Source organism: Ectopseudomonas khazarica (genome assembly GCF_017915135.1).
Lineage (GTDB): Bacteria > Pseudomonadota > Gammaproteobacteria > Pseudomonadales > Pseudomonadaceae > Aquipseudomonas > Aquipseudomonas khazarica.
This window is the reverse complement of the sequence record NZ_CP068551.1, coordinates 384,437-410,837: the sequence shown is the minus strand read 5'-3', so window position 1 is coordinate 410,837 and position 26,401 is coordinate 384,437. Positions and strand designations below refer to the sequence as shown.

At 66.8% G+C, this 26,401-nt stretch carries 27 protein-coding genes; 14 read left to right on the top strand and 13 right to left on the bottom strand.

Features of this window, described 5'->3' with window-relative positions; genetic code table 11:
• Nucleotides 1–28: 28 nt before the first annotated feature.
• The 3 genes from JLK41_RS01965 to pilG are packed head-to-tail and all read right to left on the bottom strand — an operon-like array spanning nucleotide 29 to nucleotide 1,430.
• Nucleotides 29–565, bottom strand: a complete 537-nt coding sequence (locus tag JLK41_RS01965; protein WP_037050140.1) for a chemotaxis protein CheW — start codon at nucleotides 563–565, stop codon at nucleotides 29–31.
• Nucleotides 566–609: 44 nt separating this feature from the next.
• Entirely contained in the window at nucleotides 610–975 is a 366-nt protein-coding gene (gene pilH / locus JLK41_RS01960) for a twitching motility response regulator PilH (RefSeq protein ID WP_004373130.1), read from the bottom strand.
• 47 nt (nucleotides 976–1,022) lie between these two features.
• The gene (gene pilG / locus JLK41_RS01955) at nucleotides 1,023–1,430 is read right to left on the bottom strand and encodes a twitching motility response regulator PilG (protein WP_003458788.1); all 408 of its coding nucleotides are present in this window, start codon (nucleotides 1,428–1,430) and stop codon (nucleotides 1,023–1,025) included.
• 241 nt (nucleotides 1,431–1,671) lie between these two features.
• Here pilG and gshB point away from each other — a divergent pair, with 241 nt between their 5' ends.
• The 8 genes from gshB to JLK41_RS01915 all read left to right on the top strand — a co-directional run bounded on the left by gshB (nucleotide 1,672) and on the right by JLK41_RS01915 (nucleotide 9,724).
• Entirely contained in the window at nucleotides 1,672–2,628 is a 957-nt protein-coding gene (gshB, locus tag JLK41_RS01950; protein WP_037050142.1) for a glutathione synthase, read from the top strand.
• Nucleotides 2,629–2,716: 88 nt separating this feature from the next.
• Complete coding sequence (locus tag JLK41_RS01945; RefSeq protein ID WP_210390227.1) at nucleotides 2,717–3,613, top strand: energy transducer TonB; 897 nt, start codon at nucleotides 2,717–2,719, stop codon at nucleotides 3,611–3,613.
• Nucleotides 3,614–3,688: 75 nt separating this feature from the next.
• On the top strand, nucleotides 3,689–4,258 hold the full coding sequence (locus JLK41_RS01940) for a YqgE/AlgH family protein (RefSeq protein ID WP_037050146.1): 570 nt from the start codon (nucleotides 3,689–3,691) through the stop codon (nucleotides 4,256–4,258).
• Nucleotides 4,255–4,692, top strand: a complete 438-nt coding sequence (gene ruvX, locus JLK41_RS01935) for a Holliday junction resolvase RuvX (RefSeq protein ID WP_134678179.1) — start codon at nucleotides 4,255–4,257, stop codon at nucleotides 4,690–4,692. Before JLK41_RS01940 ends, ruvX begins: the two co-directional genes overlap by 4 nt.
• A 73-nt stretch (nucleotides 4,693–4,765) precedes the next feature.
• Nucleotides 4,766–5,269, top strand: a complete 504-nt coding sequence (pyrR, locus tag JLK41_RS01930; protein WP_047585592.1) for a bifunctional pyr operon transcriptional regulator/uracil phosphoribosyltransferase PyrR — start codon at nucleotides 4,766–4,768, stop codon at nucleotides 5,267–5,269.
• Nucleotides 5,270–5,279: 10 nt separating this feature from the next.
• The gene (locus tag JLK41_RS01925) at nucleotides 5,280–6,287 is read left to right on the top strand and encodes an aspartate carbamoyltransferase catalytic subunit (RefSeq protein WP_210390226.1); all 1,008 of its coding nucleotides are present in this window, start codon (nucleotides 5,280–5,282) and stop codon (nucleotides 6,285–6,287) included.
• The gene (locus tag JLK41_RS01920) at nucleotides 6,287–7,558 is read left to right on the top strand and encodes a dihydroorotase (RefSeq protein ID WP_210390225.1); all 1,272 of its coding nucleotides are present in this window, start codon (nucleotides 6,287–6,289) and stop codon (nucleotides 7,556–7,558) included. The genes JLK41_RS01925 and JLK41_RS01920 overlap by 1 nt, the downstream gene beginning before the upstream one ends.
• Nucleotides 7,559–7,816: 258 nt before the next feature.
• Complete coding sequence (locus tag JLK41_RS01915; protein WP_210390224.1) at nucleotides 7,817–9,724, top strand: beta-ketoacyl synthase; 1,908 nt, start codon at nucleotides 7,817–7,819, stop codon at nucleotides 9,722–9,724.
• A gap of 222 nt (nucleotides 9,725–9,946) precedes the next feature.
• On the opposite strand, the gene cysQ is transcribed toward JLK41_RS01915, so the two are convergent.
• Nucleotides 9,947–10,771: a 3'(2'),5'-bisphosphate nucleotidase CysQ gene (gene cysQ / locus JLK41_RS01910; RefSeq protein ID WP_210390223.1), complete on the bottom strand. Its 825-nt coding sequence runs from the start codon at nucleotides 10,769–10,771 to the stop codon at nucleotides 9,947–9,949.
• Entirely contained in the window at nucleotides 10,768–11,334 is a 567-nt protein-coding gene (gene nudE, locus JLK41_RS01905; protein WP_037050162.1) for an ADP compounds hydrolase NudE, read from the bottom strand. The genes cysQ and nudE overlap by 4 nt, the downstream gene beginning before the upstream one ends.
• A 119-nt stretch (nucleotides 11,335–11,453) precedes the next feature.
• Here nudE and yrfG point away from each other — a divergent pair, with 119 nt between their 5' ends.
• A complete protein-coding gene (yrfG, locus tag JLK41_RS01900) occupies nucleotides 11,454–12,116 on the top strand; it encodes a GMP/IMP nucleotidase (protein ID WP_210390222.1) in 663 nt (220 codons plus the stop codon).
• A 65-nt stretch (nucleotides 12,117–12,181) separates the two neighbouring features.
• Here the strand turns inward: yrfG and lysM are convergent, their stop codons facing one another.
• Nucleotides 12,182–12,616: a peptidoglycan-binding protein LysM gene (gene lysM / locus JLK41_RS01895; RefSeq protein WP_037050164.1), complete on the bottom strand. Its 435-nt coding sequence runs from the start codon at nucleotides 12,614–12,616 to the stop codon at nucleotides 12,182–12,184.
• Nucleotides 12,617–12,735: 119 nt separating this feature from the next.
• Here lysM and JLK41_RS01890 point away from each other — a divergent pair, with 119 nt between their 5' ends.
• From JLK41_RS01890 to JLK41_RS01875, 4 genes are all read left to right on the top strand, one after another.
• Nucleotides 12,736–13,626: a LysR family transcriptional regulator gene (locus tag JLK41_RS01890; RefSeq protein WP_047585580.1), complete on the top strand. Its 891-nt coding sequence runs from the start codon at nucleotides 12,736–12,738 to the stop codon at nucleotides 13,624–13,626.
• A gap of 94 nt (nucleotides 13,627–13,720) precedes the next feature.
• Complete coding sequence (gene fdhD / locus JLK41_RS01885; RefSeq protein WP_210390221.1) at nucleotides 13,721–14,536, top strand: formate dehydrogenase accessory sulfurtransferase FdhD; 816 nt, start codon at nucleotides 13,721–13,723, stop codon at nucleotides 14,534–14,536.
• Complete coding sequence (locus JLK41_RS01880; protein WP_210390220.1) at nucleotides 14,533–16,872, top strand: FdhF/YdeP family oxidoreductase; 2,340 nt, start codon at nucleotides 14,533–14,535, stop codon at nucleotides 16,870–16,872. Before fdhD ends, JLK41_RS01880 begins: the two co-directional genes overlap by 4 nt.
• An 83-nt stretch (nucleotides 16,873–16,955) precedes the next feature.
• Nucleotides 16,956–17,399, top strand: coding sequence for a glycine zipper domain-containing protein (locus JLK41_RS01875; RefSeq protein WP_037050173.1), 444 nt, complete (start codon nucleotides 16,956–16,958; stop codon nucleotides 17,397–17,399).
• On the opposite strand, the gene JLK41_RS01870 is transcribed toward JLK41_RS01875, so the two are convergent.
• The 6 genes from JLK41_RS01870 to JLK41_RS01845 form a co-directional block, all read right to left on the bottom strand.
• Complete coding sequence (locus tag JLK41_RS01870; RefSeq protein WP_210390219.1) at nucleotides 17,396–18,163, bottom strand: DUF4824 family protein; 768 nt, start codon at nucleotides 18,161–18,163, stop codon at nucleotides 17,396–17,398. The two genes, JLK41_RS01875 and JLK41_RS01870, sit on opposite strands and share 4 nt — an antisense overlap.
• A complete protein-coding gene (locus JLK41_RS01865) occupies nucleotides 18,160–19,224 on the bottom strand; it encodes a DUF2157 domain-containing protein (protein WP_210390218.1) in 1,065 nt (354 codons plus the stop codon). Before JLK41_RS01865 ends, JLK41_RS01870 begins: the two co-directional genes overlap by 4 nt.
• A 150-nt stretch (nucleotides 19,225–19,374) precedes the next feature.
• Nucleotides 19,375–19,809, bottom strand: coding sequence for an acyl-CoA thioesterase (locus JLK41_RS01860; protein ID WP_037050180.1), 435 nt, complete (start codon nucleotides 19,807–19,809; stop codon nucleotides 19,375–19,377).
• Between the two features lie 17 nt (nucleotides 19,810–19,826).
• A complete protein-coding gene (locus tag JLK41_RS01855) occupies nucleotides 19,827–20,990 on the bottom strand; it encodes an iron-containing alcohol dehydrogenase (RefSeq protein WP_210390217.1) in 1,164 nt (387 codons plus the stop codon).
• 85 nt (nucleotides 20,991–21,075) lie between these two features.
• The gene (locus tag JLK41_RS01850) at nucleotides 21,076–22,866 is read right to left on the bottom strand and encodes an acyl-CoA dehydrogenase C-terminal domain-containing protein (protein WP_210390216.1); all 1,791 of its coding nucleotides are present in this window, start codon (nucleotides 22,864–22,866) and stop codon (nucleotides 21,076–21,078) included.
• Nucleotides 22,863–24,104: a 3-hydroxyacyl-CoA dehydrogenase gene (locus JLK41_RS01845; protein WP_210390215.1), complete on the bottom strand. Its 1,242-nt coding sequence runs from the start codon at nucleotides 24,102–24,104 to the stop codon at nucleotides 22,863–22,865. The genes JLK41_RS01850 and JLK41_RS01845 overlap by 4 nt, the downstream gene beginning before the upstream one ends.
• Before the next feature lie 96 nt (nucleotides 24,105–24,200).
• On the opposite strand from JLK41_RS01845, the gene JLK41_RS01840 reads away from it, so the two are divergent.
• Nucleotides 24,201–25,097, top strand: coding sequence for a LysR family transcriptional regulator (locus JLK41_RS01840; RefSeq protein ID WP_037050195.1), 897 nt, complete (start codon nucleotides 24,201–24,203; stop codon nucleotides 25,095–25,097).
• Between the two features lie 13 nt (nucleotides 25,098–25,110).
• Here the strand turns inward: JLK41_RS01840 and JLK41_RS01835 are convergent, their stop codons facing one another.
• A complete protein-coding gene (locus tag JLK41_RS01835; RefSeq protein WP_210390214.1) occupies nucleotides 25,111–26,400 on the bottom strand; it encodes an NTP/NDP exchange transporter in 1,290 nt (429 codons plus the stop codon).
• Between the last annotated feature and the right edge of the window lies 1 nt (nucleotide 26,401).

Here is a 26,401-nt window from a genome sequence, read left to right as displayed (position 1 = left end):
CGGAAGAACCGACCCAACCGAATTTCTGTTAGTAGGCAACATCGAGAAACCCCTGATCGGCCGCCAACGCATGCGGGCTGAATACCAACCAGGGCTGTTCTCGCTGAAAGACTCCGTGAATGAACGGTGCAATGCTCGCCTCGAGAGGCGGCAGCTGTTCTGAAAACGCATCCACGGGAAAATGTTGCATGCCGAAAACTTCGTCGACCGTCAGGCCGGCGAAGATCTCCTGGTGGTCGACCACCAGCACGCGTCGCAGCTTGCGCAGCGGCGACAGTTCGCTGCCGAAGAACCCGCACAGGTCCATCACCGGCAACAGGCGGCCACGCACGTTGGCCACCCCTTTGACCCAGCCTTTCACACCCGGCAGCAGGGTGTAGCGTGGCTCGTGCAACACCTCACCCACCTCCCCCATCGGCGCGACGAAGAATCGCTCGCCCATGCGAAAGCCGATGCCGCTCCAGGTCTGCACCGCCGTCTGCTGCGACGGCAAGCCGGCCGCCAGGGCTCGGCAACGCTGGTCGATCTCGAGGAGAATCTGGAATGGAGTCTGCACGTCCGCCATGCCGGCCTTGGCCTTTTCTTATCTGCTTCGCGACCTGCCCGGCATCAGCCGGCCAGTACCGCATTGAGGGTTTTCAGCAAGGTCTCTTCGTCAACCGGCTTGGTCAGGTAGTCCTTGGCGCCTTGGCGCTTGCCCCAGACCTTGTCGGTTTCCTGATCCTTGGTGGTGACGATGATCACCGGGATGTGGCTGGTTTCGGCGTCCTTGGTCAGCTGACGAGTCGCCTGGAAACCATTGAGCCCGGGCATGACGATGTCCATCAGCACCGCATCCGGTTTCTCCTGGCGAGCCAGGGCGACGCCATCGGCGCCGTTCTCCGCCTTCAACACCTGATGGCCATGCTTTTCCAGCATGGCCGTCAGCTTGTACATCTCGGTCGGTGAGTCATCAACAATCAGAATTCGAGCCATGGTGTTTCCCAATACAGAAGAGGCGTACGGCCCTGCAGGCCGACACGTCAGGAGGCTTGTTCTACCGGGGTGAAGTCCGGCACGTGGGCTTTGATCGCTCCGAGCAGCTCTTCTTTGCTGAAGGGCTTGGTCAGATATTGATCGGAACCGACGATCCGCCCCTTGGCCTTGTCGAACAGACCGTCCTTGGAGGACAGCATGATCACCGGGGTGGACTTGAAAGCACTGTTGTTCTTGATCAGGGCACAGGTCTGATACCCATCGAGACGCGGCATCATGATGTCGACAAAGATGATGCTCGGGTGAGTGTCGGCAATCTTGGCCAGGGCATCGAAGCCATCGACCGCGGTGATGACATCACAACCCACTTTTTTCAGCAGAGTTTCCGCGGTGCGACGAATCGTCTTCGAATCGTCGATCACCATCACTTTCAAACCCTCGGAATGCTGTTCCATGTTCGCCCTACCATCGCCTCGGTGAGTCGTTATATTCGCGTTATCAGTATGCCTGAGGCCCAGTCGCCGATTGGTCTTGCCCCAATCGTCGGGCCTTTTTAGCACACTCTCCACATGCAATCTATAAGGCCGCCAGGGCAGCACCGGCCCTTGACCAAGGCCCCGGCCGACGCCACCCTGACAGCCATTGTTCGGTACGGCCAACCCGGCCTTCACCCTTTATCTCGCGGAGATTTTCCCCATGAGCCTTCGTCTCGGGATCGTCATGGATCCGATTGCCAGCATCTCCTTCAAGAAGGACAGCTCGCTGGCCATGCTGCTGGCCGCTCAAGCACGCGGCTGGTCGCTGTTCTACATGGAACAGCAGGATCTCTACCAGGCCCAGGGCCAGGCCAGAGCCCGCTTGCGGCCGCTGGAAGTATTCAACGACCCGCAAAAGTGGTTCACCCTTGGTACGGAACAGGACATGCAGCTCGCCGAGCTGGACGTGATCCTGATGCGCAAGGACCCGCCCTTCGACAATGAATTCGTCTACTCCACCTATCTGCTCGAGCAGGCCGAACGTGACGGCGTACTGGTGGTGAATCGACCTCAGAGCCTGCGCGACTGCAACGAAAAGTTCTTCGCTACCCTGTTTCCCCAATACACACCGCCGACCCTGGTCAGTCGGCGCCCGGACATTCTGCGCGAGTTTGCGATACAGCACCGTGACATCATTCTCAAACCCCTGGATGGCATGGGCGGATCGCAGATATTTCGCCATCGCGAGGGCGATCCCAACCTCTCGGTGATTCTGGAAACCCTCACTCAGCATGGCCAACAGCAGATCATGGCGCAAGGTTATCTGCCGGCCATCAAGGAAGGCGACAAGCGCATCCTGATGATCGACGGCGAACCGGTGCCCTACTGCCTGGCGCGCATCCCCGCCGCCGGAGAGACCCGCGGCAACCTCGCGGCCGGTGGCCGGGGCGAGGCACGCCCGCTGACCGAGCGTGACCGCGAGATCGCCGCGGCAGTGGGCCCGAGCCTGCGCGACAGGGGGCTGATCTTCGTCGGACTCGACGTGATCGGCGAACACCTGACGGAAATCAACGTCACCAGCCCCACCTGCATCCGCGAGATCGATGCGGCCTTCGACACCCGCATCGGCGACCGGCTGATGGACTGCATCGCGAGCAAGCGCGGCCTAAAAGCTTGACGCAGGTGGCAGCCTGGCGCCTGCAACTTGCAGGCGCACACCCCGACCCGGCAGACTGCGCGACATTCGAAAGCAGACCCGAAACGCGATGAACGCAGCAGCCACCCCACCGCCCACCACCTCCGCCACCGTCCGTCCGGCGGATCGCCTGGGGTTCACCCTGTTCCTCGCCGCTGCGCTGCACGTGGCGCTGATTCTCGGCATCGGCTTCGGCCTGGAGTCGCCATCGGACATCAGCAAGACGCTGGAAATCACCCTGTCCACCTTCAAGAGCGAGGAAAAGCCCAAGGAGGCCGACTTCCTCGCCCAGGACAACCAGCAGGGCAGCGGCACCCTGGAACACGTCGCCGCCCCCAAGACCACGGAGCAGGCGCCGTTCCAGGACAGCGAGGTGCGCAAGGTCACGCCGCCGGCCACCCCGCAGCAACCCGCTACCCGCCAGGAAGCGCCCAAGGCGGCGGTGGCCACGCGTGCGCCGCAACAGCAGAAGACCCCGGTCAAGCGCGAGGAAGCCAAGCCGGTGCCGGACACACGCCCGGCGCCGGTCTTCGACTCCGCGCAGCTGTCGGCAGAGATCGCCAGCCTCGAGGCCGAACTGGCCCAGGAAGTCCAGCAGTACGCGAAACGCCCGAAGATCCATCGCCTCAACGCCGCCTCGACCATGCGCGACAAGGGTGCCTGGTACAAGGACGAGTGGCGCAAGAAGGTCGAGCGCATCGGCAACCTCAACTACCCGGATGAAGCCCGCCGCAAGCGCATCTACGGCAGCCTGCGCCTACTGGTGTCGATCAACCGCGACGGCAGTCTCTACGAGGTGCAGATACTGGAGTCCTCGGGGCATGCCGAACTCGACCAGGCGGCCCAGCGCATCGTGCGCCTGGCTGCGCCCTACGCCCCGTTCACCGGCGACCTGGCCGATATCGACCGCCTGGAAATCATCCGCACCTGGCGCTTCGAGCGCGGCGACCGGCTGTCGAGCAACTGACCCCTCGCCTGGACGATGCACCCGCCTGAGCGGCCGCGCTTGTAGCTTGTCGCCAGCCGCTCCAAACTAGGCGCCATGAACACATCAGCCCCGACCTCGCTCAAGCACCATTTCCTGATCGCCATGCCGCACATGGCCGATCCGAATTTCGCGCAGACCGTGACCTACCTGGTCGAGCACAACGACCAGGGTGCGATGGGCCTGGTGATCAACAAGCCCAACGGCCTCAACCTGGCCGACGTCCTGGAGCAGTTGCGCCCGGACGAGGAGCCCGCCGCGCTGTGCCACAGCCTGCCGATCTTCGCCGGCGGCCCGGTGCAGACCGACCGTGGCTTCGTCCTCCACCCCGCCGGCCCGCAGTTCCAGGCCACCCTGGAGCTTGGCGAACTGGGCCTGTCCACCTCGCAGGATGTGCTCTTCGCCATCGCCGACGGCAGCGGCCCGGACAAGTACCTGATCACCCTGGGCTACGCCGGCTGGGACGCCGGGCAGCTGGAGGCCGAGCTGGTCGACAACGCCTGGCTGACCTGCCCGGCCGACAGCAGCATCCTCTTCGACCTGCCTTACGACCAGCGCCTGAATGCCGCCGCCGCACGCCTGGGCGTCAATCTCAGCCTGCTCACCTCGCAGGCGGGCCACGCCTGATGAGCGACAAACCACTGCGCCTGCTGCTGGGCTTCGACTACGGCAGCAAGCAGATCGGCGTCGCCGTCGGCCAGATGATCACCGGCCAGGCCCGTGAACTGTGCGTGCTCAAGGCTCAGAACGGCGTGCCGGACTGGAACCGCGTGGAAGCATTGATCAAGGAGTGGCAGCCCGACGCCGTGGTGGTCGGGCTGCCGCTGAACATGGACGGCACGCCCAGCGAGATGAGCGCCCGTGCGGAAAAGTTCGCGCGCCGCCTCAACGGCCGCTTCAACCTGCCGGCCTACACCCACGACGAGCGCCTGACCACCTTCGAGGCCAAGGGCCAGCGCCTGCGCGAGGGCCAGAGCGGCGGCTACCGCGAGCGCCCCGTCGACGCCATTGCCGCCGCCCTGCTGCTGCAGGGCTGGCTGGAGGAAAACTGCACGGGCTGAGAACCGGTTGCGCTGCCGGCGCTCGGCAGCCTCGCTCACGCTCTCAGCAGCCGTTTAATCAAGGAGTTTCGCCATGCTACCGAACCCCAACGACCTGCTGCCGGCCATGGCCAGCGCTCTGACCCAGCACCTCAACCAGCGGCAGATCAGCGAGCCACGCTTCATCGGCATCCGCACCGGCGGCGTCTGGGTCGCCCAGGCCCTGCTCCAGGTACTCGGCCGCGAGGACGCGCTGGGCATCCTCGACGTCTCCTTCTACCGCGACGACTTCACCCAGAACGGCCTGCACCCGCAGGTGCAGCCCTCCGAGCTGCCATTCGAGATCGAAGGCCAGCACCTGGTGCTGATCGACGACGTGCTGATGAGCGGTCGCACCATCCGCGCCGCCCTGAACGAACTGTTCGACTACGGCCGCCCGGCCAGCGTGACCCTGGTCAGCCTGCTCGACCTCAACGCCCGTGAACTGCCGATTCGCCCCGATGTGGTCGGCGCCACCCTGTCACTGGCGGCCAACGAGCGGGTAAAATTGTCCGGCCCCACGCCCCTGACCCTCGAACTCCAGACGCTCGCCAACTGAGACCCCCGCGATGACGCCACTCGCCGCCAAGCGCCCGCTGCAGCTCAATGACCAAGGCCAGCTGTGCCATTTCCTCTCGCTCGACGGTTTGCCCCGCGAGCTGCTGACCGAAATCCTCGACACCGCCGACTCCTTTCTCGAGGTCGGCGCGCGTGCGGTGAAAAAGGTCCCGCTGCTGCGCGGCAAGACCGTGTGCAACGTGTTCTTCGAGAACTCCACGCGCACCCGCACCACCTTCGAACTGGCCGCCCAGCGCCTGTCGGCTGACGTCATCTGCCTCAACGTGTCGACCAGCTCGACCAGCAAGGGCGAAACCCTGTTCGACACCCTGCGCAACCTCGAGGCCATGGCCGCCGACATCTTCGTCGTGCGCCACTCCGACTCCGGCGCCGCCCACTTCATCGCCGAGCACGTGTGCCCGAACCTGGCGATCATCAACGGCGGTGACGGCCGGCACGCCCACCCGACCCAGGGCATGCTCGACATGCTCACCATTCGCCGGCACAAGGGCAGCTTCGAGAACCTTTCGGTGGCCATCGTCGGCGACATCCTGCATTCGCGGGTGGCGCGCTCCAACATGCTCGCCCTGAAGACCCTGGGCTGCCCGGACATCCGCGTGATCGCGCCGAAGACCCTGCTGCCCATCGGCCTGGAGGAGAGCTACGGCGTGCGCGTGTTCAGCGATGCCGACGAAGGCCTCAAGGACGTCGACGTGGTGATCATGCTGCGCCTGCAGCGCGAACGCATGCAGGGCGGCCTGCTGCCCAGCGAAGGCGAGTTCTACCGCCTGTTCGGCCTGACCGAGCAGCGCCTGGCCCTGGCCAGGCCCGATGCCCTGGTGATGCACCCGGGACCGATCAACCGCGGCGTGGAGATCGAGTCGGCGGTGGCCGACGGCCCGCAATCGGTGATTCTCAACCAGGTCACCTACGGCATCGCCATCCGCATGGCCGTACTGTCCATGGCCATGAGCGGGCAGAACGCGCAACGTCAACTCAACGCCGAGGAGGCCAACTGATGCGTACCGCAATCCTCGGCGCCCGTGTGATCGATCCCAGCAGCGGCCTGGATCGGGTCAGCGACCTGTACCTCGACGGCGGCAAGCTGGCCGCCATTGACCAGGCGCCCGCCGGCTTCACTGCCGACAAGACCCTCGACGCCCTGGGACTGGTCGCCGCCCCCGGCCTGGTCGACCTGTCCGTGGCGCTGCGCGAACCCGGCTACAGCCGCAAGGGCAGCATCGCCACCGAGACCCTGGCAGCGGCTGCCGGCGGCGTCACCAGCCTGTGCTGCCCGCCGTTCACCAAACCCGTGCTGGACACCCCGGCGGTGGCCGAGCTGATTCTCGACCGCGCCCGCGAGGCCGGGCACACCAAGGTGTTCCCCATCGGCGCACTGAGCAAGAACCTGGCCGGCGAACAGCTGGCGGAGCTGGTGGCCCTGCGCGACACCGGCTGCGTGGCCTTCGGCAACGGCCTGGACAACTTCCGCAACAGCCGCACCCTGCGCCGCGCGCTGGAATACGCCGCGACCTTCGACCTGCAGGTGATCTTCCACTCGCAGGACTTCGACCTGGCCGAAGGCGGCCTGGCCCACGAGGGCCCCACCGCCAGTTTCCTCGGCCTGGCCGGCATCCCGGAAAGCGCCGAAACCGTGGCCCTGGCCCGCGACCTGCTGCTGGTGGAACAGAGCGGCGTGCGCGCGCACTTCAGCCAGATCACCAGCGCCCGTGGCGCCGAGCTGATCGCCGCGGCCCAGGCCCGTGGCCTGCCGGTGACGGCGGACGTGGCGCTGTACCAGCTGCTGTTGACCGACGAGGCACTGATCGACTTCTCCAGCCTCTACCACGTGCAACCGCCGCTGCGTTCCGGCAAGGACCGTGACGGCCTGCGCGAGGCGCTCAAGGCCGGCGTGATCTCCGCCATCGCCAGCCATCACCAGCCGCACGAGCGCGATGCCAAGCTGGCGCCCTTCGCCGCCACCGAGCCGGGCATCAGCAGCGTGCAACTGCTACTGCCGCTGGCCATGACGCTGGTGCAGGATGGCCTGCTGGACCTGCCGACACTGCTCGCACGCCTGTCCAGCGGACCGGCCAGCGCACTGCGCCTGCCTGCCGGGCAACTGGCCGTCGGCAGCGCCGCGGATATCGTGCTGTTCGACCCGCAGGCCTCGACCCTGGCTGGCGAGCGCTGGTACTCCAAGGGCAGGAACTGCCCCTTCCTCGACCACAGCCTGCCTGCGGCAGTGCGCTATACGCTGGTCGATGGTCACATCAGCTACCAGAGCTGAGCCCTCCGCGCCCGCCACCCGGCGGGCGCGCCTCGCGGGGCGCACCCCGCCTCCCACGCATCGCCCTGAACACGGCCTGTCTCATCCGCGACACGCCTTGCCCGCGCCACGACATTGGACGAATGAGTGACTCGACAGTCATGATCCACGTCAGGTTAGGCAGCCGAGATTTTCCAAACGCCACCGCCCTATGACTCCCGCCCGCGCCCAAGGCGCCGGCCTGGCGTCGCGCTGGCCTTGTTCAGGAGCTTTTGAGTTATGTCGCGCTTACCTGTGATCGTGGGTTTTGGGGGTTACAACGCAGCCGGGCGCAGCTCCTTCCACCATGGTTTCCGTCGCACCGTACAAGAGTCGCTGCAGCCCCAGGCCCGCCAGGAGACGCTGGCCGGTCTGGCGCAGATGATGAAGCTGGTGCGCGTGGTCGATGGCCAGTACCGGGACCAGGACGGCCAGCCACTGAGCCTGGCAGACATCGAAAGCCGCTACGCCGAGCAGATCCTCGCCGGCACGCTGGTCCGCCGTATCGAGAAGCAGCACCTCGATCCGGATGCCGCCCACTGGCACAAGAACATCGGCGTCGCGCCCGCCAACGGCACGGCCCTGAGCTTCGTCACCCAGCGCAAGCAGCTGCCCGAACCGTTGCCGGCCAACTGGTCGCTGGAAGCGCTCGACGGCAACGACGTACGCGTCACCCTGCACGACAGCTGCGAATTCAAGGTCGACAGCTACCGCCCGCTGGCCGTGAAATCCGCCGGGCAACTGCCCACCGGCTTCGAGCCGAGCGAACTGTACAACTCGCGCTTCCACCCACGCGGCCTGGCCATGACCGTGGTCGGCGTCACCGACGCGCTGCGTTCGGTGGGTATCGACTGGCAGCGCATCGTCCAGCACGTCGCACCGGACGAAATCGCCGTGTTCGCCAGCTGCATCATGAGCCAGCTCGACGAAAACGGTTTCGGCGGCATGATGCAGTCGCGCCTCAAGGGTGGCCGCGTCACCGCCAAGCAGCTGGCCCTGGGCCTGAACACCATGCCGGCCGACTTCATCAACGCCTACGTGCTCGGCAGCGTCGGCACCACCGGCAGCATCACCGGCGCCTGTGCCACCTTCCTCTACAACCTGCAGAAAGGCATCGAGCAGATCGCCAGCGGCAAGGCCCGCGTGGTGATCGTCGGCAGCAGCGAGGCACCGATCAACCAGGAGTGCATCGAAGGCTACGGCGCCATGGGCGCACTGGCCACCGAGGATGGCCTGCGCCAGCTCGAAGGCCGCGACAGCGTCGACTTCCGCCGCGCCAGCCGCCCGTTCGGTGCCAACTGCGGTTTCACCCTGGCCGAGGCCTGCCAGTTCGTGGTGCTGATGGACGACGCACTGGCCCTGGAGCTGGGTGCCGAAATCCACGGCGCGGTGCCGGATGTGTTCATCAACGCCGACGGTTTCAAGAAGTCGATTTCCGCCCCGGGCCCGGGCAACTACCTGACCGTGGCCAAGGCCGTGGCCAGCGCCGTGCAGCTGCTGGGGCTGGATGCCGTGCAGCAGCGCAGCTTCGTTCACGCACACGGTTCCAGCACCCCGGCCAACCGCGTCACCGAGTCGGAAATCCTCGACCGCGTCGCCGAGGCCTTCGGCATCGAGCAGTGGCCGATCACTGCGGTGAAGGCCTTCGTCGGCCACTCCCTGGCCACCGCCAGCGGTGACCAGGTGATCGCCGCACTCGGCGCCTTCAAGTACGGCATCGTGCCCGGCCTGAAGACCATCGATGCGGTAGCCGGCGACGTGCACCAGAAGCACCTGAGCCTGTCCACCGAAGACCGCAAGGTCGGCGAGCAGGCACTGGACGTGGCCTTCATCAACTCCAAGGGCTTCGGCGGCAACAACGCCAGCGCCCTGGTGCTGGCCCCGCACGTGACCGAGCGCATGCTGCGCAAACGCCACGGCCAGGCCGCCTTCGACGCCTACCTGGCGCGCCGCGAGAGCACGCGCACTGCCGCAGCGGCCTACGACAGCCAGGCGCTGCAGGGCAAACTGGACATCATCTACAACTTCGGCAACGACATGATCGACGACCAGGCGATCTCCATCACCCGCGACGAAGTGAAGGTGCCCGGTTTCGACCAGCCGCTGGTGTTCAGGAAGGACGAGCGCTACAGCGACATGCTCGACTGAGCGTGATGCCCCGGAGAGTGGCTTTCGCCGCGCAAGTCGCCGCTGAAGCGCCTCCCACGGCCACGCCCTGCAGCCTCAGGTAGGGCGGGTGCAACCCGCCACTCCCCGCCAGAGACACGCCAGGTAGGAGCGGCTTCAGCCGCGACTCCCCGACGTCGCAACGCATCGCCGCCGCGCCCTCACGTAGGGCGGGTGCAACCCGCCACCCCCGCAGAAAATGCCTCAACCTTCCAGATCGCGCGCCAGCTCGATCAGCTCGCCGCGCCACTCGGCCGCGGCCGGCAGCGCCAGGAACGACGGGTTGAGGAAGGACTCACGCGCTTCGTAGGTCAGTGCCTCGCCGGCCAGATCAAGCACCTCGCCCCCGGCCCCCTCCAGCACGCCCTGTGCTGCCGCCGTATCCCACTGCGAGGTGGGCGCCAGGCGTGGGTAGCAATCGGCGTTGCCTTCGGCCAGCAGGCAGAACTTCAGCGAGCTGCCGATATTGGCCAGCTGCGGCGCGCCGAAACGGGCGGTCAAGCCCGCGAGCAAGGTTTCCTGTGCCGGGCTCGAATGGCGCTTGCTGGCCACCAGGGTAAAGCCCCGCGCCGGCGCCAGGCGAACACTGATCGGACGCTCGTCACCCACCACGTCGCTGCACCAGGCGCCCAGGCCGGTACCGCCGTGGTAGCAGCGACCATTGGCCGGGATGCCGACCACGCCGAACACCACGCGCCCCTGCTCGATCAGCGCGACATTGACGGTGAACTCCTCCGAACCGGCGATGAACTCCTTGGTGCCGTCCAGCGGATCGACCAGCCACCAGCGCGTCCAGGCCGAGCGCTCGCTCAGGGGGATGTCGGCGGCTTCCTCGGACAGCACCGGAATGTCCGGCGCCAGGGCCTTCAGTCCGTCGGCGAGAATGTGGTGCGCGGCCAGGTCGGCAGCGGTCACCGGCGAGGCATCGGCCTTCTCCGTCACCGCGACGCCACTGCGCCAGTACGGCAGGGTCGCCGCACCGGCGGCGCGCACCAGTTCGATCACCCGCGGAACGAGAGGATGGCTCACAGGCTGAACTCCCCGCGTGCGCTCAACAGATCACGCACCAGGTACAGCGCCGCCAGGGCACGCCCCTCGCTGAACTGCTCATGCCGGGCCAGGCTCGACAGCTCGCGCAGGCTGATGCGGTCCACCCGCATCGGCTCCGGCTCGTCACCGGGCAGGCGCTCCTCGAACAGGTTGCGCGCCAGCACCACCTGGATCTTCTGGCTCATGTAGCCGGGGGACAGGCTCAGCTCGGTGATGTATTCCAGCTCGTGGGCGCCGAAGCCCGCCTCCTCCTTGAGCTCGCGGTTGGCCGCCACCAGCACGTCCTCACCCGGTTCGATCAGGCCCTTGGGCAACGACAGCTGATAGTCGTCGGTACCGCCGCAGTATTCCTCCACCAGCACCGCATGCTCGGCATCGAGCATCGCCACCACCATCACCGCACCATAGCCCGAGCCCTTGCCGACCAGACGTTCGTAGGTGCGCTCCGCGCCGTTGGAGAAGCGCAACTGCACTTCCTCGACACGAAACAGACGACTGCTGGCGACTATTTCACGGGCGAGTACCGTGGGCTTCTGACGCATGGGCTGACTCCTTGGCGTGACCTGGTCGGTTATCATACAGCGGCTTTTGTCATTGTCCCTGGCCGAGATTGCATCAAGGCGAAACAGGTCGACGGATTCACTCTTTGCACGAGGCCAGCATGCCCGCACTGCCCTGGCACCAGATCGACACCGTCCTGCTCGACATGGATGGCACCCTGCTCGACCTGCACTTCGACAACCACTTCTGGCTGAGCCATCTGCCACGGCGCTATGCCGAGCACCACGGCATCAGCCTGGCGCTGGCCGAGGCCGAGCTGCTGCCGCTGTTTCGCGAACATGCCGGCACGCTGAACTGGTACTGCACCGACTTCTGGAGTCGCGAACTGCGCCTGTCGATCCGCGATCTCAAACGCGAGGTCGCCCACCTGATCGCCCTGCGCCCGGATGCCGAGCTGTTCCTGCGCGCACTGCGCGACGCCGGCAAGCGCGTGGTGCTGATCACCAATGCACACCGCGATTCGCTGTCGCTGAAGATGGAGCGCGTGGAACTGGCGGCCTGGTTCGAACGCCTGATCAGCTCACACGACTACGGCTATCCCAAGGAAGACCAGCAGTTCTGGTCCGCCCTGCGCCAGGACGTCGACTTCGATCCGGCACGCAGCCTGTTCATCGACGACAGCCTGCCGATCCTGCGCAGCGCCGGGCGCTTCGGCCTCGCCCAGTTGCTCGCCGTGCGCCAGCCGGACAGCCAGGCCGGCCCCAAGGACAGCGAAGAGTTCGCCGCCGTGGAGGACTACCGCGAGCTGCTGCGGGGGCTGTAGGGTGGAAACCGCGAAGGCTTTCCACCCGAGACCGCCGAAGCCGGCGGCGAGAAGCGGGCTGCGCCCTAGGGGATGCGCAACACCTGGCCCGGATAGATCTTGTCCGGATGGCTGAGCATCGGTTTGTTGGCCTCGAAGATTTTCATGTAGGCGTTGGCGTTGCCGTACTCGCTCTTGGCGATGGCGCTCAGCGTGTCGCCCTTCTTCACGGTGACGAAACGCGCGGCCGGGGCCGGCGTGGTCACGCTGATCTGATCCTCGACCTCACCGACGCCGGCCACGTTGCCCAGAGCCAGCAGGATCTTCTCCTTCTCTTCCTGGGTGGCCACCTCGCCACGCGCGATGACCTTGTCACCTTCGACGCTGACGTCGATATTCGGGTTGCCCAGACCGACCTTGGCAACATGTTCCTTGAGCGATTCGGCGGCCTGCGCCTCCTGCCCCACCAGTGACTCCCACAGTTTGACCCCAGCATCTTTGACAAAGGCAAACAGACTCATGGCAATTCCTCTCTTTCCTTGTGGATGACCGGGCACAGCTCCCGGAGCGCAAAGTCTAGTTCAGCAGACGCCCCGGATTGGCCCGCGCACATTAGAATCCGCCCAGACCAGGAGTTCCCATGGATATCAAGCAACTGAAATTTCTCGTCGCCCTCGACGAAACACGCCACTTCGGTCAGGCGGCCGCGCGCTGCCACGTGACCCAGCCAACGCTGTCCATGCGCCTGCGTCAGCTGGAGGACGAGCTGGGCCTGGAGCTGGTGCGTCGCGGCCAGCGCTTCGAAGGGTTCAGCGCCGAAGGCGAACGCATCCTGGCCTGGGCACGCAGCCTGCTGGCAGCCCAGGATGGCCTGCTCGCGGAAGCGGCGGCCTGTCGTGGTCACCTGGTGGGTACCCTGCGCCTGGGCGTCGTGCCGCTGGCCAGCTTCGACCCGATGCGCCTGATCGGCCTGTTCGCCGCCCGCCATCCGGGCCTGCGCTTCCAGTTGCAGGCGTTGAGCAGCGAACAGATCCTCGAACAGCTGGCGCGCAATCAGCTCGACCTGGGCCTGTCCTATCTCGACCGCCTGGACCGCGAGCACTTCGCCGGCCTGGAGCTGGCCGAAGCCCGCATGGGCCTGCTCTACGACCAGCGCCATTTTCACTTCGCCAGCAGCAGCCTGCGCTGGGAGCAACTGGCCGGCCTGCCCCTGGGGCTGCTGTCGACCGGCATGCACTTCCGCCAATCCATCGACCACAGCTTCCGTGCCCGTGGCCTGAGCCCGCAGGTGCGCGTGGAAGCCGACGCCGTCCATCACCTCACCCAAGCCGTCAGCGCCGGGCTGTGCTGCTGCATCATGCCATTGCCGATAGACGGCACCCCGGCCGAAGGCCATCTGCGCCTGCTGCCCATCGAAGATGCCCACACCCTGGCCCCGCAGGGCCTGATCATGCGCCGCAGCGCGCCAGGCTCGCCCCTGGCCCAGGCCTGTTTCGAAGAGGCCCGGGACTGGCTGCAAACACCACGATAGATACGCTCGATCAAGGTATCAAAGCCAACGATTAGACGCTCCTCGTCCATGAGCCTAGGCTTGCCTGTGTCAATCTGTCACAGAGCACGCCTCGATGGCCAAGCCAGACGCCTCGCCGCAGATTGCCAGTGCCTACGCCTACGCCGAACTTGGTGACGGCCGTGCGCAGCATGCCGCACTCGCCGAAGAATGCGCCCTGGCGATCAGCTACAACGACCTGAACCAAGCCGTGATGATGGTTTCGCCCCATCACCTGGAAGATTTTGCCGTGGGTTTCAGCCTCGGCAATGGTCTGATCTCGTCCATCGACGATATCTATGACATCCAGCTGCGCGGTCTCGGCGACAGCCGCGAAGCCCGCCTGGAAGTCAGCAGCCGCGCATTCTGGGCCATCAAGCAGCAGCGCCGGCAACTGGCTGGCAGCAGCGGTTGCGGCCTGTGCGGCGTGGATGCCCTGGAGCAGGCCCTGCCCGTCCTGCAGGCGTTGCCCGGCGCACCGCTGCCGGCACTGCAGCACCTGAGCGGCTTGCGCGAGCGCATCGGCGAACAGCAGCAGCTGGCACGCCACAGCGGCGCCCTGCATGCCGCCCTGTTCATCGACGCAGCGGGCGAGATCCGCCTGTGCCGCGAAGACATCGGCCGCCACAACGCTCTCGACAAGCTGATTGGCGCCCTGGCCCGCGAACGTATCGACACCCGCGGTGGCTTCGCCCTGGTGACCAGCCGCTGCAGCCTGGAACTGCTGCACAAGGCCGTACGTACCGGCATCGGCACCCTGGTGAGCCTGTCCGCCCCCACGGCACTGACCGTGGAATGGGCGCGACGCCATCACCTCAACCTGATCCACCTGCCTCATCACAGCACGCCGCGCGTCTACAGCCCGGCGCCTGACGAAGAAGACCGACCATGAGCCTGCAACCCGTCAACCCTCGTTACAAACCCTACAACGGCCCCGCTGCGGGCTGGGGTGCGCTGAACGCCGTCACCCGCTTCTGGCTGGACAGCAAGCAGCCGTTCAAGAACCTGCGCGCCCTGCTCAAGACCAACCAGAATGGCGGCTTCGACTGCCCCGGCTGTGCCTGGGGCGACTCCCCCGAGGACGGCCGCATCAAGTTCTGCGAGAACGGCGCCAAGGCGGTCAACTGGGAAGCCACCAAACGTCGCGTGGATGCGGCATTCTTCAAGCGCTACAGCGTCAGCCAGCTGCGCGAGCAGAGCGACTACTGGCTCGAATACCAGGGCCGCCTGACCCACCCGATGCGCTACGACGCTGCCAGCGACCGCTACGTGCAGACCAGCTGGGACGACGCCTTCGCCCTGATCGCGCAGCACCTCAAGGCGCTGCCGAGCCCGGATCACGCCGAGTTCTACACTTCCGGCCGCGCCAGCAACGAGGCCGCGTTCCTCTACCAGCTGTTCGTCCGCGCCTACGGCACCAACAACTTCCCCGACTGCTCGAACATGTGCCACGAAGCCAGCGGCGTGGCGCTGATCCAGAGCGTCGGCATCGGCAAGGGCAGCGTCACCTTCGACGACTTCGAACACGCCGACGCCATCTTCGTGCTCGGCCAGAACCCCGGCACCAACCACCCGCGCATGCTCGAACCGCTGCGCGAGGCGGTCAAGCGTGGCGCCCAGGTGGTCTGCTTCAACCCGCTCAAGGAGCGTGGCCTGGAGCGCTTCCAGCACCCGCAGAACGCCCTGGAGATGCTCACCAACGGCTCCGAGCCGCTGAATACCGCCTTCTTCCGTCCGGCCCTGGGCGGTGACATGGCCGCCCTGCGCGGCATCGCCAAGTTCCTCCTGCAGTGGGAGCGCGAGGCGCAGGCCAAGGGCGAGCCCGCGTTGTTCGACCATGCCTTCATCGCCGAACACACCGATGGCGTCGACGCCTACCTGGCGCTGCTCGACGACACCGCCTGGGAGACCATCGAGAAACAGTCGGGGCTGAGCCTCAGGGACATCGAGCAGGCCGCACGCATGTACCGCCGTGCCGAGCGGGTGATCATCTGCTGGGCCATGGGTATCACCCAGCACCACCATTCGGTGGCCACCATCCAGGAAATCGTCAACCTGCAACTGCTGCGCGGCAACCTCGGCCGCCCCGGCGCCGGCCTGTGCCCGGTGCGTGGCCACAGCAACGTGCAGGGCGACCGCACCATGGGCATCAACGACCGCCCACCGGTGGCGTTGCTCGACGCCATCGAGGAACGTTTCCAGTTCAAGGTGCCGCGCGAGAACGGGCACAACACCGTGGAAGCGATCAACGCCATGCTCGACGGCCAGGCCAAGGTGTTCATCGGCCTCGGCGGCAACTTCGCCCAGGCCACCCCGGACAGCCCGCGCACCCACCAGGCACTGCAGAGCTGCGACCTCACCGTGCAGATCAGCACCAAGCTCAACCGCAGCCACCTGACCGTGGGCAAGGATGCGCTGATCCTGCCGTGCCTCGGCCGCACCGACATCGACCGCCAGCTCGACGGTCCACAAGCGGTGACGGTGGAGGATTCGTTCAGCATGATCCACGCCTCCTACGGGCAGCTGGAACCGCTTTCCGGCAGCGAGATGCGCTCGGAGCCGGCGATCATCGCCGGCATCGCCAAGGCGACGCTGGGTGATCACCCGGTGGCCTGGGACGCACTGATCGCCAACTACGACCGCATCCGCGACCTGATCGCCGACACCATCCCCGGCTTCCAGGACTTCAACCGGCGTGTCGCCAACCCCGGCGGCTTCTACCTCGGCAACTCGGCCGGGGCCCGGCAGTGGAGCACCGCCTCCGGCAAGGCCAACTTCAAGGCCAACGCCCTGCTCGAGGACCTGCTCCCCCCGCAGGTTCGCGAAAGCGGTGAGACCCCGGACCTGATCCTGCAGACCCTGCGCTCGCACGATCAGTACAACACCACGGTATACGGCCTCGATGACCGCTACCGGGGCGTGCGCGGCCAGCGCGACGTGCTGTTCGCCAACGAGGCGGACATCCTGCGCCTGGGCTTCAAGCCCGGCCAGAAAGTGAACATCCGCTCGCTGTGGAACGACGGTGTCGAGCGCTGCGTCAGCGGCTTCACCCTGCTGGCCTTCGACATTCCCGCCGGCCAGGCTGCGGCCTACTTCCCCGAGGCCAACCCGCTGGTGCCGCTGGAAAGTGCCGGCGTGGGCAGCAGCACGCCGACCTCCAAGTTCGTCGCCATCTGCCTCGCGGCAGCGAACGGCAGCAACCTGCTGGGCAGCAGCGCGACCAGCTGACCGGCGGCCTGGAACCTCGAACGGAAATCGCCGGTCAATGGCGTAACCCCTGCCATCTGGCGGTTTCTGCATTCGAGGTGTCCATGAAGTCTGTGCAACTCTTCTTCCTTTCCCTTGGCCTGAGCAGCGCGGGCTATGCCTTTGCCGGCAGCACCGAAGCCGGCCTCGGCGGCGCCCTGGGCGGAGCCGTGGGTGCGATGGTGGGTCAGCAGGTCGGTGGCAACACCGGTGCCGCCGTGGGCGCTGGCCTGGGCGGCGCCGCCGGCAGCATGGTCGGCGCCGATCGCCGCAGCCGTACGGAAGCAGCCATCGGTGGCGCACTGGGTGCGGCGGGCGGCAACGTGGTCGGTCAGCAGGTTGGCGGCAACACCGGCGGCGTGGTCGGTGCCGCAGTCGGCGGAGGGGCCGGTGGTGCGCTGGGCAACTACATGGGCAACGCCAGCTACGATGACGATCGCCGTGGCAAGCATCGCCACTACAACGGCAAGAAGCATCGGAAACACCACAAGCACTGGCACCGTCGCTAACGCACGCCCAGTACCCAGGGTTCGTGGCGGCGACCGAACGCGACATCGACCTGCGCCTTGAACCCTGACTGCTGATAGGCCGGCGTCCAGCCGCGCGCCTGCTCCCGGTAGGCATGGGGAACGCTCAGGCGTCCATTGTCCAGGCGGATGCTGGCGCCATAACCGCCTTGCGCCGAATGGCGGTAGGGCTCGATGCGACCGGCCAGCAACACCTGATGCCGCCGATCCGGCCAGCGCTGGCGCAGCGCCTCAGGGTCCACCCCCGCATCCACCAGCATCAGGCGACTGGCCCGCTGTTCCTCGTGCTCCAGACGACGGCGGCGCTCGTCCCGCTCCTGCTGCAGCAGTTCACTGTCGGGGCTGGCCTGCAACTCGGCCTCGGCCTGGCTCAGCGCCTGGCGCATCTGCTCGACCTGGCGCCGGTAGCTCGGCCCATCCTGCTCCAGCACCAGCCAGACCTCGCGCGCCGGCTGTCGCCCCAGCTCGACCTGCCCGTCGCCGACAGCGAACCCCAGCGCCCTGAGTTTGGCCGCGTCCAGCCAGGGCAGCTGCCAGTCGTCACCGGGGCGGCGCCAGACCAGCTGCAGACGCGTCACGGTGTCCCCCTCATCCGCCAGCCAGCCACTGGAAACACGCTGCAGCTCGCGCTCGCTGAGCGACAGGCGCGCCTCGGGCTCACCACTGCGGTTGTACCAGACACCGCCCAGGGCAACGGCGTTGCTCAGCAGCACGATACCCAGGGCCAGCCACAGGGGGCGCTTCATGCTGCACCGCCATTGGCCGTGCGCCGCCAGCGCTGCAGCAGTACCAGCAGCAGCAACGCGATCAGACCGAGCAGAAGGAAGAACAGGTAGCGTGGCAACAGCTGCCACCACCAGTCGAACAGTTTGGCGAACAGCATGATCAGAGCGAAGACCAGCCCGGTGCTGACCACTTCGCTCCAGCCACGGCGAATGCCCAGCCAGATCGCCAACCCTGAAAGGGCGAAGCCGAGGGTCTGATAGAACGCCTCGATCCAGCCCGTGGACCAGCCGAGATAGCTGCCGCCGCCCCAGTAGGACAGCACCAGCACCGGGCCGAGCAGATAGAGCAGCCCCATCACCCGGTAGCAGGCCGCGAACCCCAGGTAGCGGCGCTGATCCCACCCCTGCGGCACGAGCAGCAATGCGGTCAGCGGCATGAACAGCTCCGGTCGCTCCGCCAGCGACCACCAGTGCCAGCCGGCCCAGTCCCCCAGGCGCGCGGCGACGAACAGGCCGAAACAGAGCAGCGCCACCACCAGCAGCAGGCGCTGGCGGCACTGATAGGCCAGCAGCAGCGCCAGCGCGCCCCAGGGCAGCAAGGCCTTGTCGGACGGGGCGATGTTGAAGATCTGCCCGAGCATCGACAGGTTGAGCACGAAGCACACGAACGCCAGCACGGCTGCCAGCCTCGCGTAATAGCCGGAGCTGTCGCGCCGCTGCAGCCAGTGGCACAGCAGCAGGCTGCCCAGGGTACTGCCGAGCAGGATGGCGACCTGAGCGGAAGCGGCGAACAGCCCCCAGAACTGGTAGAAGAGGAAGAACAGGCCGGCGGCCAGCGCCAGCGCGCCGAACAACGAGGCCAGGCGCATGCCTAGCGACAACTGGCGGGCACGAGCGTCGGCGTCGATGTCCAGCGTCTGGCGAAAGTGCGCCAGCAGGCGTTGATGATGGCTGCTGACCGCCAGCGCCTGAGCCTCGCTCAGTTGCAGGACCTGCTCCGCGCTCAGTGCGCTCAACTCCTCGCGGAACGCAGCGATGCGGGCAGCGCGCTGCTGCGCCTGCTCACGCTCGAAATCGGACATGGGCACTCCCTGGCGAATGACTGCCCACAGCCTAGCAGGCCATCGCAGAACTACCTACGCCGGCAAGGTAGCGGTGAAAGCAGCATCACATCGCGGGTTCACTGCAGGTCACCGGCCATCTTCTGCCGGTGCGCCAGCCGGCGCTGTCGATCAGGCGCTGAGCAGGCTCGCCAGCGCCGCGCGCAAGGCATCGGGTATGGCCACCGGGCGATTGCTCGTGCGCTCGACAAAGACATGCACGAAGCGCCCCGCCGCGCAGGCCTGCTCCTCGCCCGCCCGGAAGATCGCCAACTCGTACTGCACCGAGCTGTTGCCCAGCTTGCCGACGCGCAGCCCCACCTCGATGGCATCGGGGAAGGCGATGGAGGCGAAGTAGTCGCAACTGGAGCTGACCACGAAGCCCACCACCTCGCCGGCATGGATATCCAGGCCGCCCTCGGCGATCAGGTAGGCGTTCACCGCACTGTCGAAGTAGCTGTAGTAGGTCACGTTGTTGACGTGGCCGTAGATGTCGTTGTCGTGCCAGCGCGTGGTGATCGGCTGGAAATGGCGGTAGTCGCCACGCAGGTGCTGGGGTGGGTTCATGCAGGTTCCTTGGCGCGTCAGTAGGCGGCCTGGTAGATGGCCAGGGCCTGCTGTTCGTTCATCTCACGTGGATTGTTCACCAGCAGGCGCTGCTGCAGCATGGCGTCCGCCGCCAGCGTCGGCAACATGGCCGCGCTGACAGCGGCGTCGCGCAGGCGCGTCGGCAGGCCACTGCGCTCGCTGAAGGCGGCCAGGGCCTCGATCAGTTGCCCGGTCTGCGCAGCGGCAGTGCCAGGTCGCAGTCGATCGCCAAGCACCAGCGGCGCCAGCTCGGCATACAGCGGTGCGGCAACCGGCGCATTGAATGCCAGCACCTGCGGCAGCACCAGGGCATTGGACAGGCCATGGGGAATATGGAAGTGCCCGCCCAGCGGATAGGCCAGCGCATGCACCGCCGCCACCGGCGCATTGGCGAATGCCTGGCCGGCCAGGCAGGCGCCGAGCAGCATGGCCTGACGGGCCTGGCGGTTGCCGCCATTACCCACCACCTCGTCGAGGTTGCCGGCCAGCAGACGCAGCGCCTCACGCGCCAGGAGATCGGAGATGGGGTTCTTCTTCAGCGCGCTGGTGTAGGCCTCGATGGCGTGCACCATGGCGTCGATACCGGTCGCGGCGGTCACCGCCGGCGGCAGCCCCAGGGTCAGGTCGGCGTCGAGCAGTGCCAGATCGGGCAGCAGCAGCGGGGAGACCACGCCCATCTTGGTCGTCTCGCCGGTGGTGACGATGGCGATGGGGGTGACCTCGGAGCCGGTACCGGCGGTGGTCGGGATCTGGATCAGCGGCAGGCGCCAACCACGCGCGTTGCCCACGCCGTAGATCTGCGCCAGCCCCTGCTCGCAGTCGGGATGCCCGAGCAGCGCCACCAGCTTGGCCACGTCCATCGAACTGCCGCCGCCAAAGCCGATCACCAGCTCCGCCTGCTGCTCGCGGGCCTGGGCCACGGCGGCCAGCACCACCGCCTCGGGCGGGTCGGCCAGCACCTGATCGAATACCCGCACGTCCATCCCGGCACGGGCAAAGCCCGGCAACAACGGGTCGAGCAGACCGAGCCGGGTGATGCCCGGATCGGTGACGATCAGCACGCGGCGAGCGCCGCGCTCATGGCAGAGTTCGGCCAGCCTCAGGCTGGCGCCGGACTCGCAGAGAATCTGCGCGGTGGTGGTGAAGCTGAAAGGGTGCATGCAGTGCTCCTCTTGTTGTAGTCGTGGCCTCGGGTATCACTGACGGTGCAAGCGCCGGCTTGCCGGCCCCTGCACCGTCGCTCGGTCAGAAGGCGAAGCTCTCCTCGGCCATGGCCATCAGGCAGTCCGCACCACCCAGCAGCGCCTCGCGGTGGGCACTGGCGCGCGGCAGCACACGGCGCAGGTAGAACTGCGCGCTGTGCAGCTTGGCCTGGTAGAAGTCCGCCTCGGCGCTGCCGGCGTCCAGCGCCTGCTGGGCTCGCGCCGCAGCCTGCAACCAGAAGCCGGCCAGCAGTACGTAGGCCGAGTACTGGAGAAAGTCCACCGAGGTGGCGCCAATCTCCTGCGGGTCGCGCTGGCAAGCCGCGAGCAGCGCCGCGCTCAGCTCCCGCCACTCGCCGATTCGGCCCTGCACGACCCTGGCCATCTCCGCCAGGCGCGAATGCTCGGCCTGAGCATCGCACAGCTCGCTGAACTCGGCCTGCAGCGCAGACAGTTCGCTGCCGCCATCACCCAGGACCTTGCGGCGGATGTAGTCCAGCGCCTGGATGCCATTGGTGCCTTCGTAGAGCTGGGTGATACGGCTGTCGCGCATCAGCTGCTCCATGCCCCATTCACGGATGAAGCCATGGCCGCCGTAGACCTGCACCGCATGGCTGGCCACCTCCTGGCCCATGTCGGTGAAGAACGCCTTGACCACGGGGATCAGCAGCGCCGCACGCTTGCCAGCCGCCTTGCGGCTCTCGCCGTCCTCGGCGGCGTGTTCCAGGTCCAGCTGGCGCGCGGTATAGGCGGCGAGCATGCGGCAGCCTTCGAGCAGGCTTTTCTGGGTCAGCAGCATGCGCCGCACGTCAGGGTGATTGATGATCGGATCGGCCGGTTTGTCCGGCGCCTGCACGCCTGTCAGCCCCCGCGACTGCAAACGCTCGCGGGCATAGCGCAACGCGCCCTGGAAGGCCGCCTCGCCGATCCCCAGGCCCTGCAGACCGACCTGGAAGCGCGCGTCGTTCATCATGGTGAACATGCAGGCCAGGCCCTGATTGGCCTCGCCGACCAGCCAGCCCGTCGCACCGTCGAAGTTCATCACGCAGGTGGAGGCGCCCTTGATCCCCATCTTGTGCTCGATGGCGCCGCAGCTCAGGGCATTGCGCTCGCCCGGCGTGCCGTCGGCCGCGGCGATGAACTTCGGCACCAGCAGCAGGCTGATGCCCTTCACCCCGGCAGGCGCATCCGGCAGGCGCGCCAGCACCAGGTGGACGATGTTCTCCGACAGGTCCTGCTCGCCGCCACTGATGAAGATCTTGTTGCCGCTCACCCGGTAGCTGCCATCGGCCTGCGGTTCGGCACGGGTGCGCAGCAGTGCCAGGTCGGTGCCGGCCTGCGGCTCGGTCAGGCACATGGTGCCGGCCCACTGACCGCTGACCAGTTTGTCCAGGTAGCCCTGCTTGAGCGCTTCGCTGCCATGCCGGTGCAGCGCCAGCACCGCCCCCTCGGTAAGCCCGGAGTACACGCGGAAGGACAGTGACGCGCCCATCAGCATCTCGTGAAAGGCGAACGCCACCAGCTGCGGGAAGCCCTGGCCGCCATGCTCCAGCGGCCCGGTCATGCTCGCCCAGCCGTTGTCCACGTATCGCCGGTAGGCCTCGCGAAAGCCCCGGGGCGTCGTCACGCAGCCATCCTCGAGCCGGCAGCCCTCTTCATCGCTGTTGCGATTGAGCGGGGCGACCTCGCCCGCGGCGAAGGCGGCAGCCTCCTCGAGAACCCCGTCGATCAGCTCGCGATCCAGGCCGTTGCCCAGGCGGTCGCAGTGGCCGGCGGCATCGAACAGTTCGTGCAGCACGAAGCGCATGTCGCGCAGAGGTGCCTGGTAGCTCATGCCTTACCCTCCTGAACATCGGCAAAGGTCTTGTTCGCCTGCACCAGGCGCTCGATCAGCGCCGCAGGCTGCCAGTGTGCGCCGAAGCGTTCGGCCAGCAGCAACAGGCGCTGGCGGATGGCGGCCAGGCCCTGAGCATCGGCCCAGCTCATCGGCCCGCCACGCTCGGCGGGGAAGCCATAACCGTTGAGGTAGACCCGATCGATATCCGCGCTGCTGACGGCGATGTTCTCCTCAAGGATCTTCGCCCCCTCGTTGACCAGCGCCAGCAGGCAACGCTCGACGATCTCCTCGGTGCCGACATCGCGACGGACGAACCCGAGGCGCTCCGATTGCATCTGCACCAGGCCGTCGACGGCCGGATCATGTTCCGCCTGACGGCTGCCCGGCGCGTACAGGTAGTAGCCCTTGCCGCTCTTCTGGCCGAAGCGTCCCAGTTCGCACAGGCGGTTATCCACCTGCACGGCCGGGTCGTCCTGGCCCTGCCCGGACAGCTCGCGGGCCCGCCACTCCAGGTCGATACCGACCACGTCGTACATACGGAACGGCCCCATGGCGAAACCGAACCCCTGCAATGCCGCGTCCACCTGGTGCGGCCAGGCGCCTTCGAGCAGCAGCATGCGCGCCTCGCGTACGTAGGTGTGCAGCATGCGATTGCCGATGAAGCCGTGGCAGTTGCCGGCGACCACCGCCACCTTGCCCATGCGCGTGCCCAGTGCCACGGCGGCCTGCAACACAGCCGGCGCGGTGCTGGCGCCGCGTACGATTTCCAGCAGCTTCATGATGTGCGCCGGGCTGAAGAAGTGCAGCCCGAGCACCGCTTCGGGGCGCGTGGTGACCGCAGCGATGGCGTCGATGTCCAGCGCCGAGGTGTTGCTGGCGAGCAACGCCCCGGGCTTCATCACCGCGTCCAGCTCACGGAAGATCTGCTGCTTGAGCTCGAGATTCTCGTACACCGCCTCGATCACCAGGTCGGCATCGGCCAGCGCCGGATAGCCATCCACCGCCTCAACGAGGGCACGCCGAGCAGCCGCCTCGGGCGCATCGATACGGCCCTTGGCGACGTTGTGCGCCCAGGTCTCCTCGGCCATCTGCAGACCGGCTTCGAGCATCTGCCGGTTGTTGTCCAGCCAGAGCACGCGCAGGCCGGCATTGGCCAGGCTGATGACGATACCGCGGCCCATCGTGCCGGCGCCGATCACGGCGGCACAGCGAAGCGGCGAGACGGTGTTGTTCATTGTTGTTCCTCTCGAAAGCGCCCAAAAGCTTGGGTCACGATAAGCAAGCCGCTACTATTTTTGAAATTTAGTCTTGTGATACGACGTATTCAGCAGATGAATTTCAGCAACTTCGACCTCAACCTGCTGCGCGTGCTCGACGCCCTGCTGCGCGAGCAGAACGTCTCGCGCGCCGCCGAACGCCTGGCGCTGAGCCAACCGGCCGTGAGCAATGCCCTGAACCGCCTGCGCGAACTGCTCGACGACCCGCTGCTGGTGCGCGTGGGCAGGCGCATGCAACCCACGCCACGGGCACTGGCCCTGGAGGCGCCGATTCGCAGCGCCCTGCGCCAGCTGGAGCAGAGCCTGAGCGCCGGCGAGTCCTTCGTGCCCGGCGAGAGCCGCCAACGCTTTCGCATCGCCGTCACCGACTACGTCGAGCTGGTGTGCATGCCTCGCCTGCTCGACCGCCTCAGCCGTCACGCACCGGGCGTCGGCATCGACATTCGCCACCTCAGCCCAAGCCTGCCGATGGAAGCGCTGGACAAGGGCGAGCTGGACCTGGTGCTGGGACGCTTCGACGAGCTGCCCGCACGCTTCGCCCGCCGCCACTGGATGAGTGAGACGCTCAAACTGGCGGCGCGCAACGACCATCCGCTGCTGCAGGAGGTACCGGACCTCAGTGTCTTCCTGCGCCTGCGCCACCTCTGGGTACACGGTGGACAGACCCGTGGCATGGTCGATCAGTGGCTCGGCGAACAGGGTCTGTCGCGGCAGATTCTCTACACCACGCCGAACTACCTGCAGGCCGCGCACATCGTCGCCGGCAGCGAGCTGACCGCCGTGCTGCCCACCGCCCTGGCCCGGCATTTCGCCAGCCTGCTGCCGCTGCGGCTGTTCGACCTGCCCTTCACCCTCGGCCCGTTCCACCTGGAGGTGGTCAGCCTGGCGCAGCGCCAGCGTGACGCCGCGCTGCAATGGCTGATCGAGGAGATCATCGCGGTGGCCGGTTGATCAGCACACCGCGCTATTGCCGCTCACCCGCCCGTGCATCGGCGCGGCCACCCAGGTACCAGCCGAGCAGGCCCCACAGCGCGGCGCAGAACGCGCCGACCACGGCGACCAGCCAGGTACCCTGGCCGAGCATGTCCAGGCCGGCCTTGGCCCAGCCACTGAGGGCGTCGCCGCCGCGATAGACCACCGTGTCGATGAAGTTCTTCACCTTGTACTTGCTCTCGGCATCCAGCGGCGCGAACAGCATCTCGCGCCCCGGACGCACGAAGGCGTACTCGCCGATGCGCCGCACGATCATCAGCCCCGCCAGCATGGCGAAGGTCGGCGCCAGCGCCAGGCCGATGAAACCGAGGCTGACCAGGGCCGGCACCAGCGCCAGCAACACCCGCACCCCGAGCCGCTGCGCCAGCCGCCCGGTGATGAACAGCTGTGCGCTCAGCGCACCGGCCTGCACCACGAAATCGATCCCCCCGAATACCCGGACCTGCTCGGCACGGTCCGGGAACAGCGCAGCCACCAGACGTGCCTGCTCGAAGTAGAGAAAGGTGCTCACCGAGGTCAGCAGCAGAATGAAGGCGCCGATGCCCAGCAGGTAGCGCGAGCGCAGCAGGCGGGTCAGGCCACTGAACGGATTGCCCGCCACCGGCCGGCGCGGGCTTTCACTGGCCTGCGCCCCGGGTCGGCCGGCGCCCCGTCCTTCGCGCCAGCCCATCAGGTAGCGCTTGAGCGAGATGGCCACGCCCAGCAGCACGGCGGCCATCAGCATCAGGCCCGACTCACCCACGTAGCCGACCAGCAGCGTGCTCAGCAACGGACCACAGAGCCCGCCGACACTGGCGCCGGCGGCGATGAAGGCGAACAGGCGGCGGGCCTGGGCCGCATCGAACACATCGGCCATCAGGCTCCAGGCCACCGATACGACGAACAGGTTGTAGACCGATATCCATACGTAGAACACCCGCGCCAGCCAGACGCTGTCGTGATCGAGGCGAAACAGCAGGACGAAGGCGAGCAGGTTGAGGCAGAAGAAGCCGTACACCCAGTCGATGAACTGAATGCGCGGGACCTTCGAGTTGAGCCAGGCGAACAGCGGCACGGCCAGCAACATGACGACGAAGGTGGCGCTGAACAGCCACTGCAGGTTGCTCACCCCACCCGTGATGCCCATCGCCTCGCGGATCGGCCGCAGCATGAAATAGCCGGCGAACAGGCAGAAGAACAGGGCGAAACCGGCGAGCACCGCCGGCAGTTCCCCGCATTCGGCATTGACTGCCCGTGCCAGGCGCCGGGTGAGCGCCTGCATC

Excerpts from the sequence above, each read along its gene's own strand:
- JLK41_RS01965 (WP_037050140.1), bottom strand. The coding sequence starts at position 565 with ATGGCGGACGTGCAGACTCCATTCCAGATTCTCCTCGAGATCGACCAG.
- pilH (WP_004373130.1), bottom strand. The coding sequence starts at position 975 with ATGGCTCGAATTCTGATTGTTGATGACTCACCGACCGAGATGTACAAG.
- pilG (WP_003458788.1), bottom strand. The coding sequence starts at position 1,430 with ATGGAACAGCATTCCGAGGGTTTGAAAGTGATGGTGATCGACGATTCG.
- gshB (WP_037050142.1), top strand. The coding sequence starts at position 1,672 with ATGAGCCTTCGTCTCGGGATCGTCATGGATCCGATTGCCAGCATCTCC.
- JLK41_RS01945 (WP_210390227.1), top strand. The coding sequence starts at position 2,717 with ATGAACGCAGCAGCCACCCCACCGCCCACCACCTCCGCCACCGTCCGT.
- JLK41_RS01940 (WP_037050146.1), top strand. The coding sequence starts at position 3,689 with ATGAACACATCAGCCCCGACCTCGCTCAAGCACCATTTCCTGATCGCC.
- pyrR (WP_047585592.1), top strand. The coding sequence starts at position 4,766 with ATGCTACCGAACCCCAACGACCTGCTGCCGGCCATGGCCAGCGCTCTG.
- JLK41_RS01925 (WP_210390226.1), top strand. The coding sequence starts at position 5,280 with ATGACGCCACTCGCCGCCAAGCGCCCGCTGCAGCTCAATGACCAAGGC.
- JLK41_RS01920 (WP_210390225.1), top strand. The coding sequence starts at position 6,287 with ATGCGTACCGCAATCCTCGGCGCCCGTGTGATCGATCCCAGCAGCGGC.
- JLK41_RS01915 (WP_210390224.1), top strand. The coding sequence starts at position 7,817 with ATGTCGCGCTTACCTGTGATCGTGGGTTTTGGGGGTTACAACGCAGCC.
- nudE (WP_037050162.1), bottom strand. The coding sequence starts at position 11,334 with ATGCGTCAGAAGCCCACGGTACTCGCCCGTGAAATAGTCGCCAGCAGT.
- yrfG (WP_210390222.1), top strand. The coding sequence starts at position 11,454 with ATGCCCGCACTGCCCTGGCACCAGATCGACACCGTCCTGCTCGACATG.
- lysM (WP_037050164.1), bottom strand. The coding sequence starts at position 12,616 with ATGAGTCTGTTTGCCTTTGTCAAAGATGCTGGGGTCAAACTGTGGGAG.
- JLK41_RS01890 (WP_047585580.1), top strand. The coding sequence starts at position 12,736 with ATGGATATCAAGCAACTGAAATTTCTCGTCGCCCTCGACGAAACACGC.
- fdhD (WP_210390221.1), top strand. The coding sequence starts at position 13,721 with ATGGCCAAGCCAGACGCCTCGCCGCAGATTGCCAGTGCCTACGCCTAC.
- JLK41_RS01880 (WP_210390220.1), top strand. The coding sequence starts at position 14,533 with ATGAGCCTGCAACCCGTCAACCCTCGTTACAAACCCTACAACGGCCCC.
- JLK41_RS01875 (WP_037050173.1), top strand. The coding sequence starts at position 16,956 with ATGAAGTCTGTGCAACTCTTCTTCCTTTCCCTTGGCCTGAGCAGCGCG.
- JLK41_RS01870 (WP_210390219.1), bottom strand. The coding sequence starts at position 18,163 with ATGAAGCGCCCCCTGTGGCTGGCCCTGGGTATCGTGCTGCTGAGCAAC.
- JLK41_RS01865 (WP_210390218.1), bottom strand. The coding sequence starts at position 19,224 with ATGTCCGATTTCGAGCGTGAGCAGGCGCAGCAGCGCGCTGCCCGCATC.
- JLK41_RS01860 (WP_037050180.1), bottom strand. The coding sequence starts at position 19,809 with ATGAACCCACCCCAGCACCTGCGTGGCGACTACCGCCATTTCCAGCCG.
- JLK41_RS01855 (WP_210390217.1), bottom strand. The coding sequence starts at position 20,990 with ATGCACCCTTTCAGCTTCACCACCACCGCGCAGATTCTCTGCGAGTCC.
- JLK41_RS01850 (WP_210390216.1), bottom strand. The coding sequence starts at position 22,866 with ATGAGCTACCAGGCACCTCTGCGCGACATGCGCTTCGTGCTGCACGAA.
- JLK41_RS01845 (WP_210390215.1), bottom strand. The coding sequence starts at position 24,104 with ATGAACAACACCGTCTCGCCGCTTCGCTGTGCCGCCGTGATCGGCGCC.
- JLK41_RS01840 (WP_037050195.1), top strand. The coding sequence starts at position 24,201 with ATGAATTTCAGCAACTTCGACCTCAACCTGCTGCGCGTGCTCGACGCC.
- JLK41_RS01835 (WP_210390214.1), bottom strand. The coding sequence starts at position 26,400 with ATGCAGGCGCTCACCCGGCGCCTGGCACGGGCAGTCAATGCCGAATGC.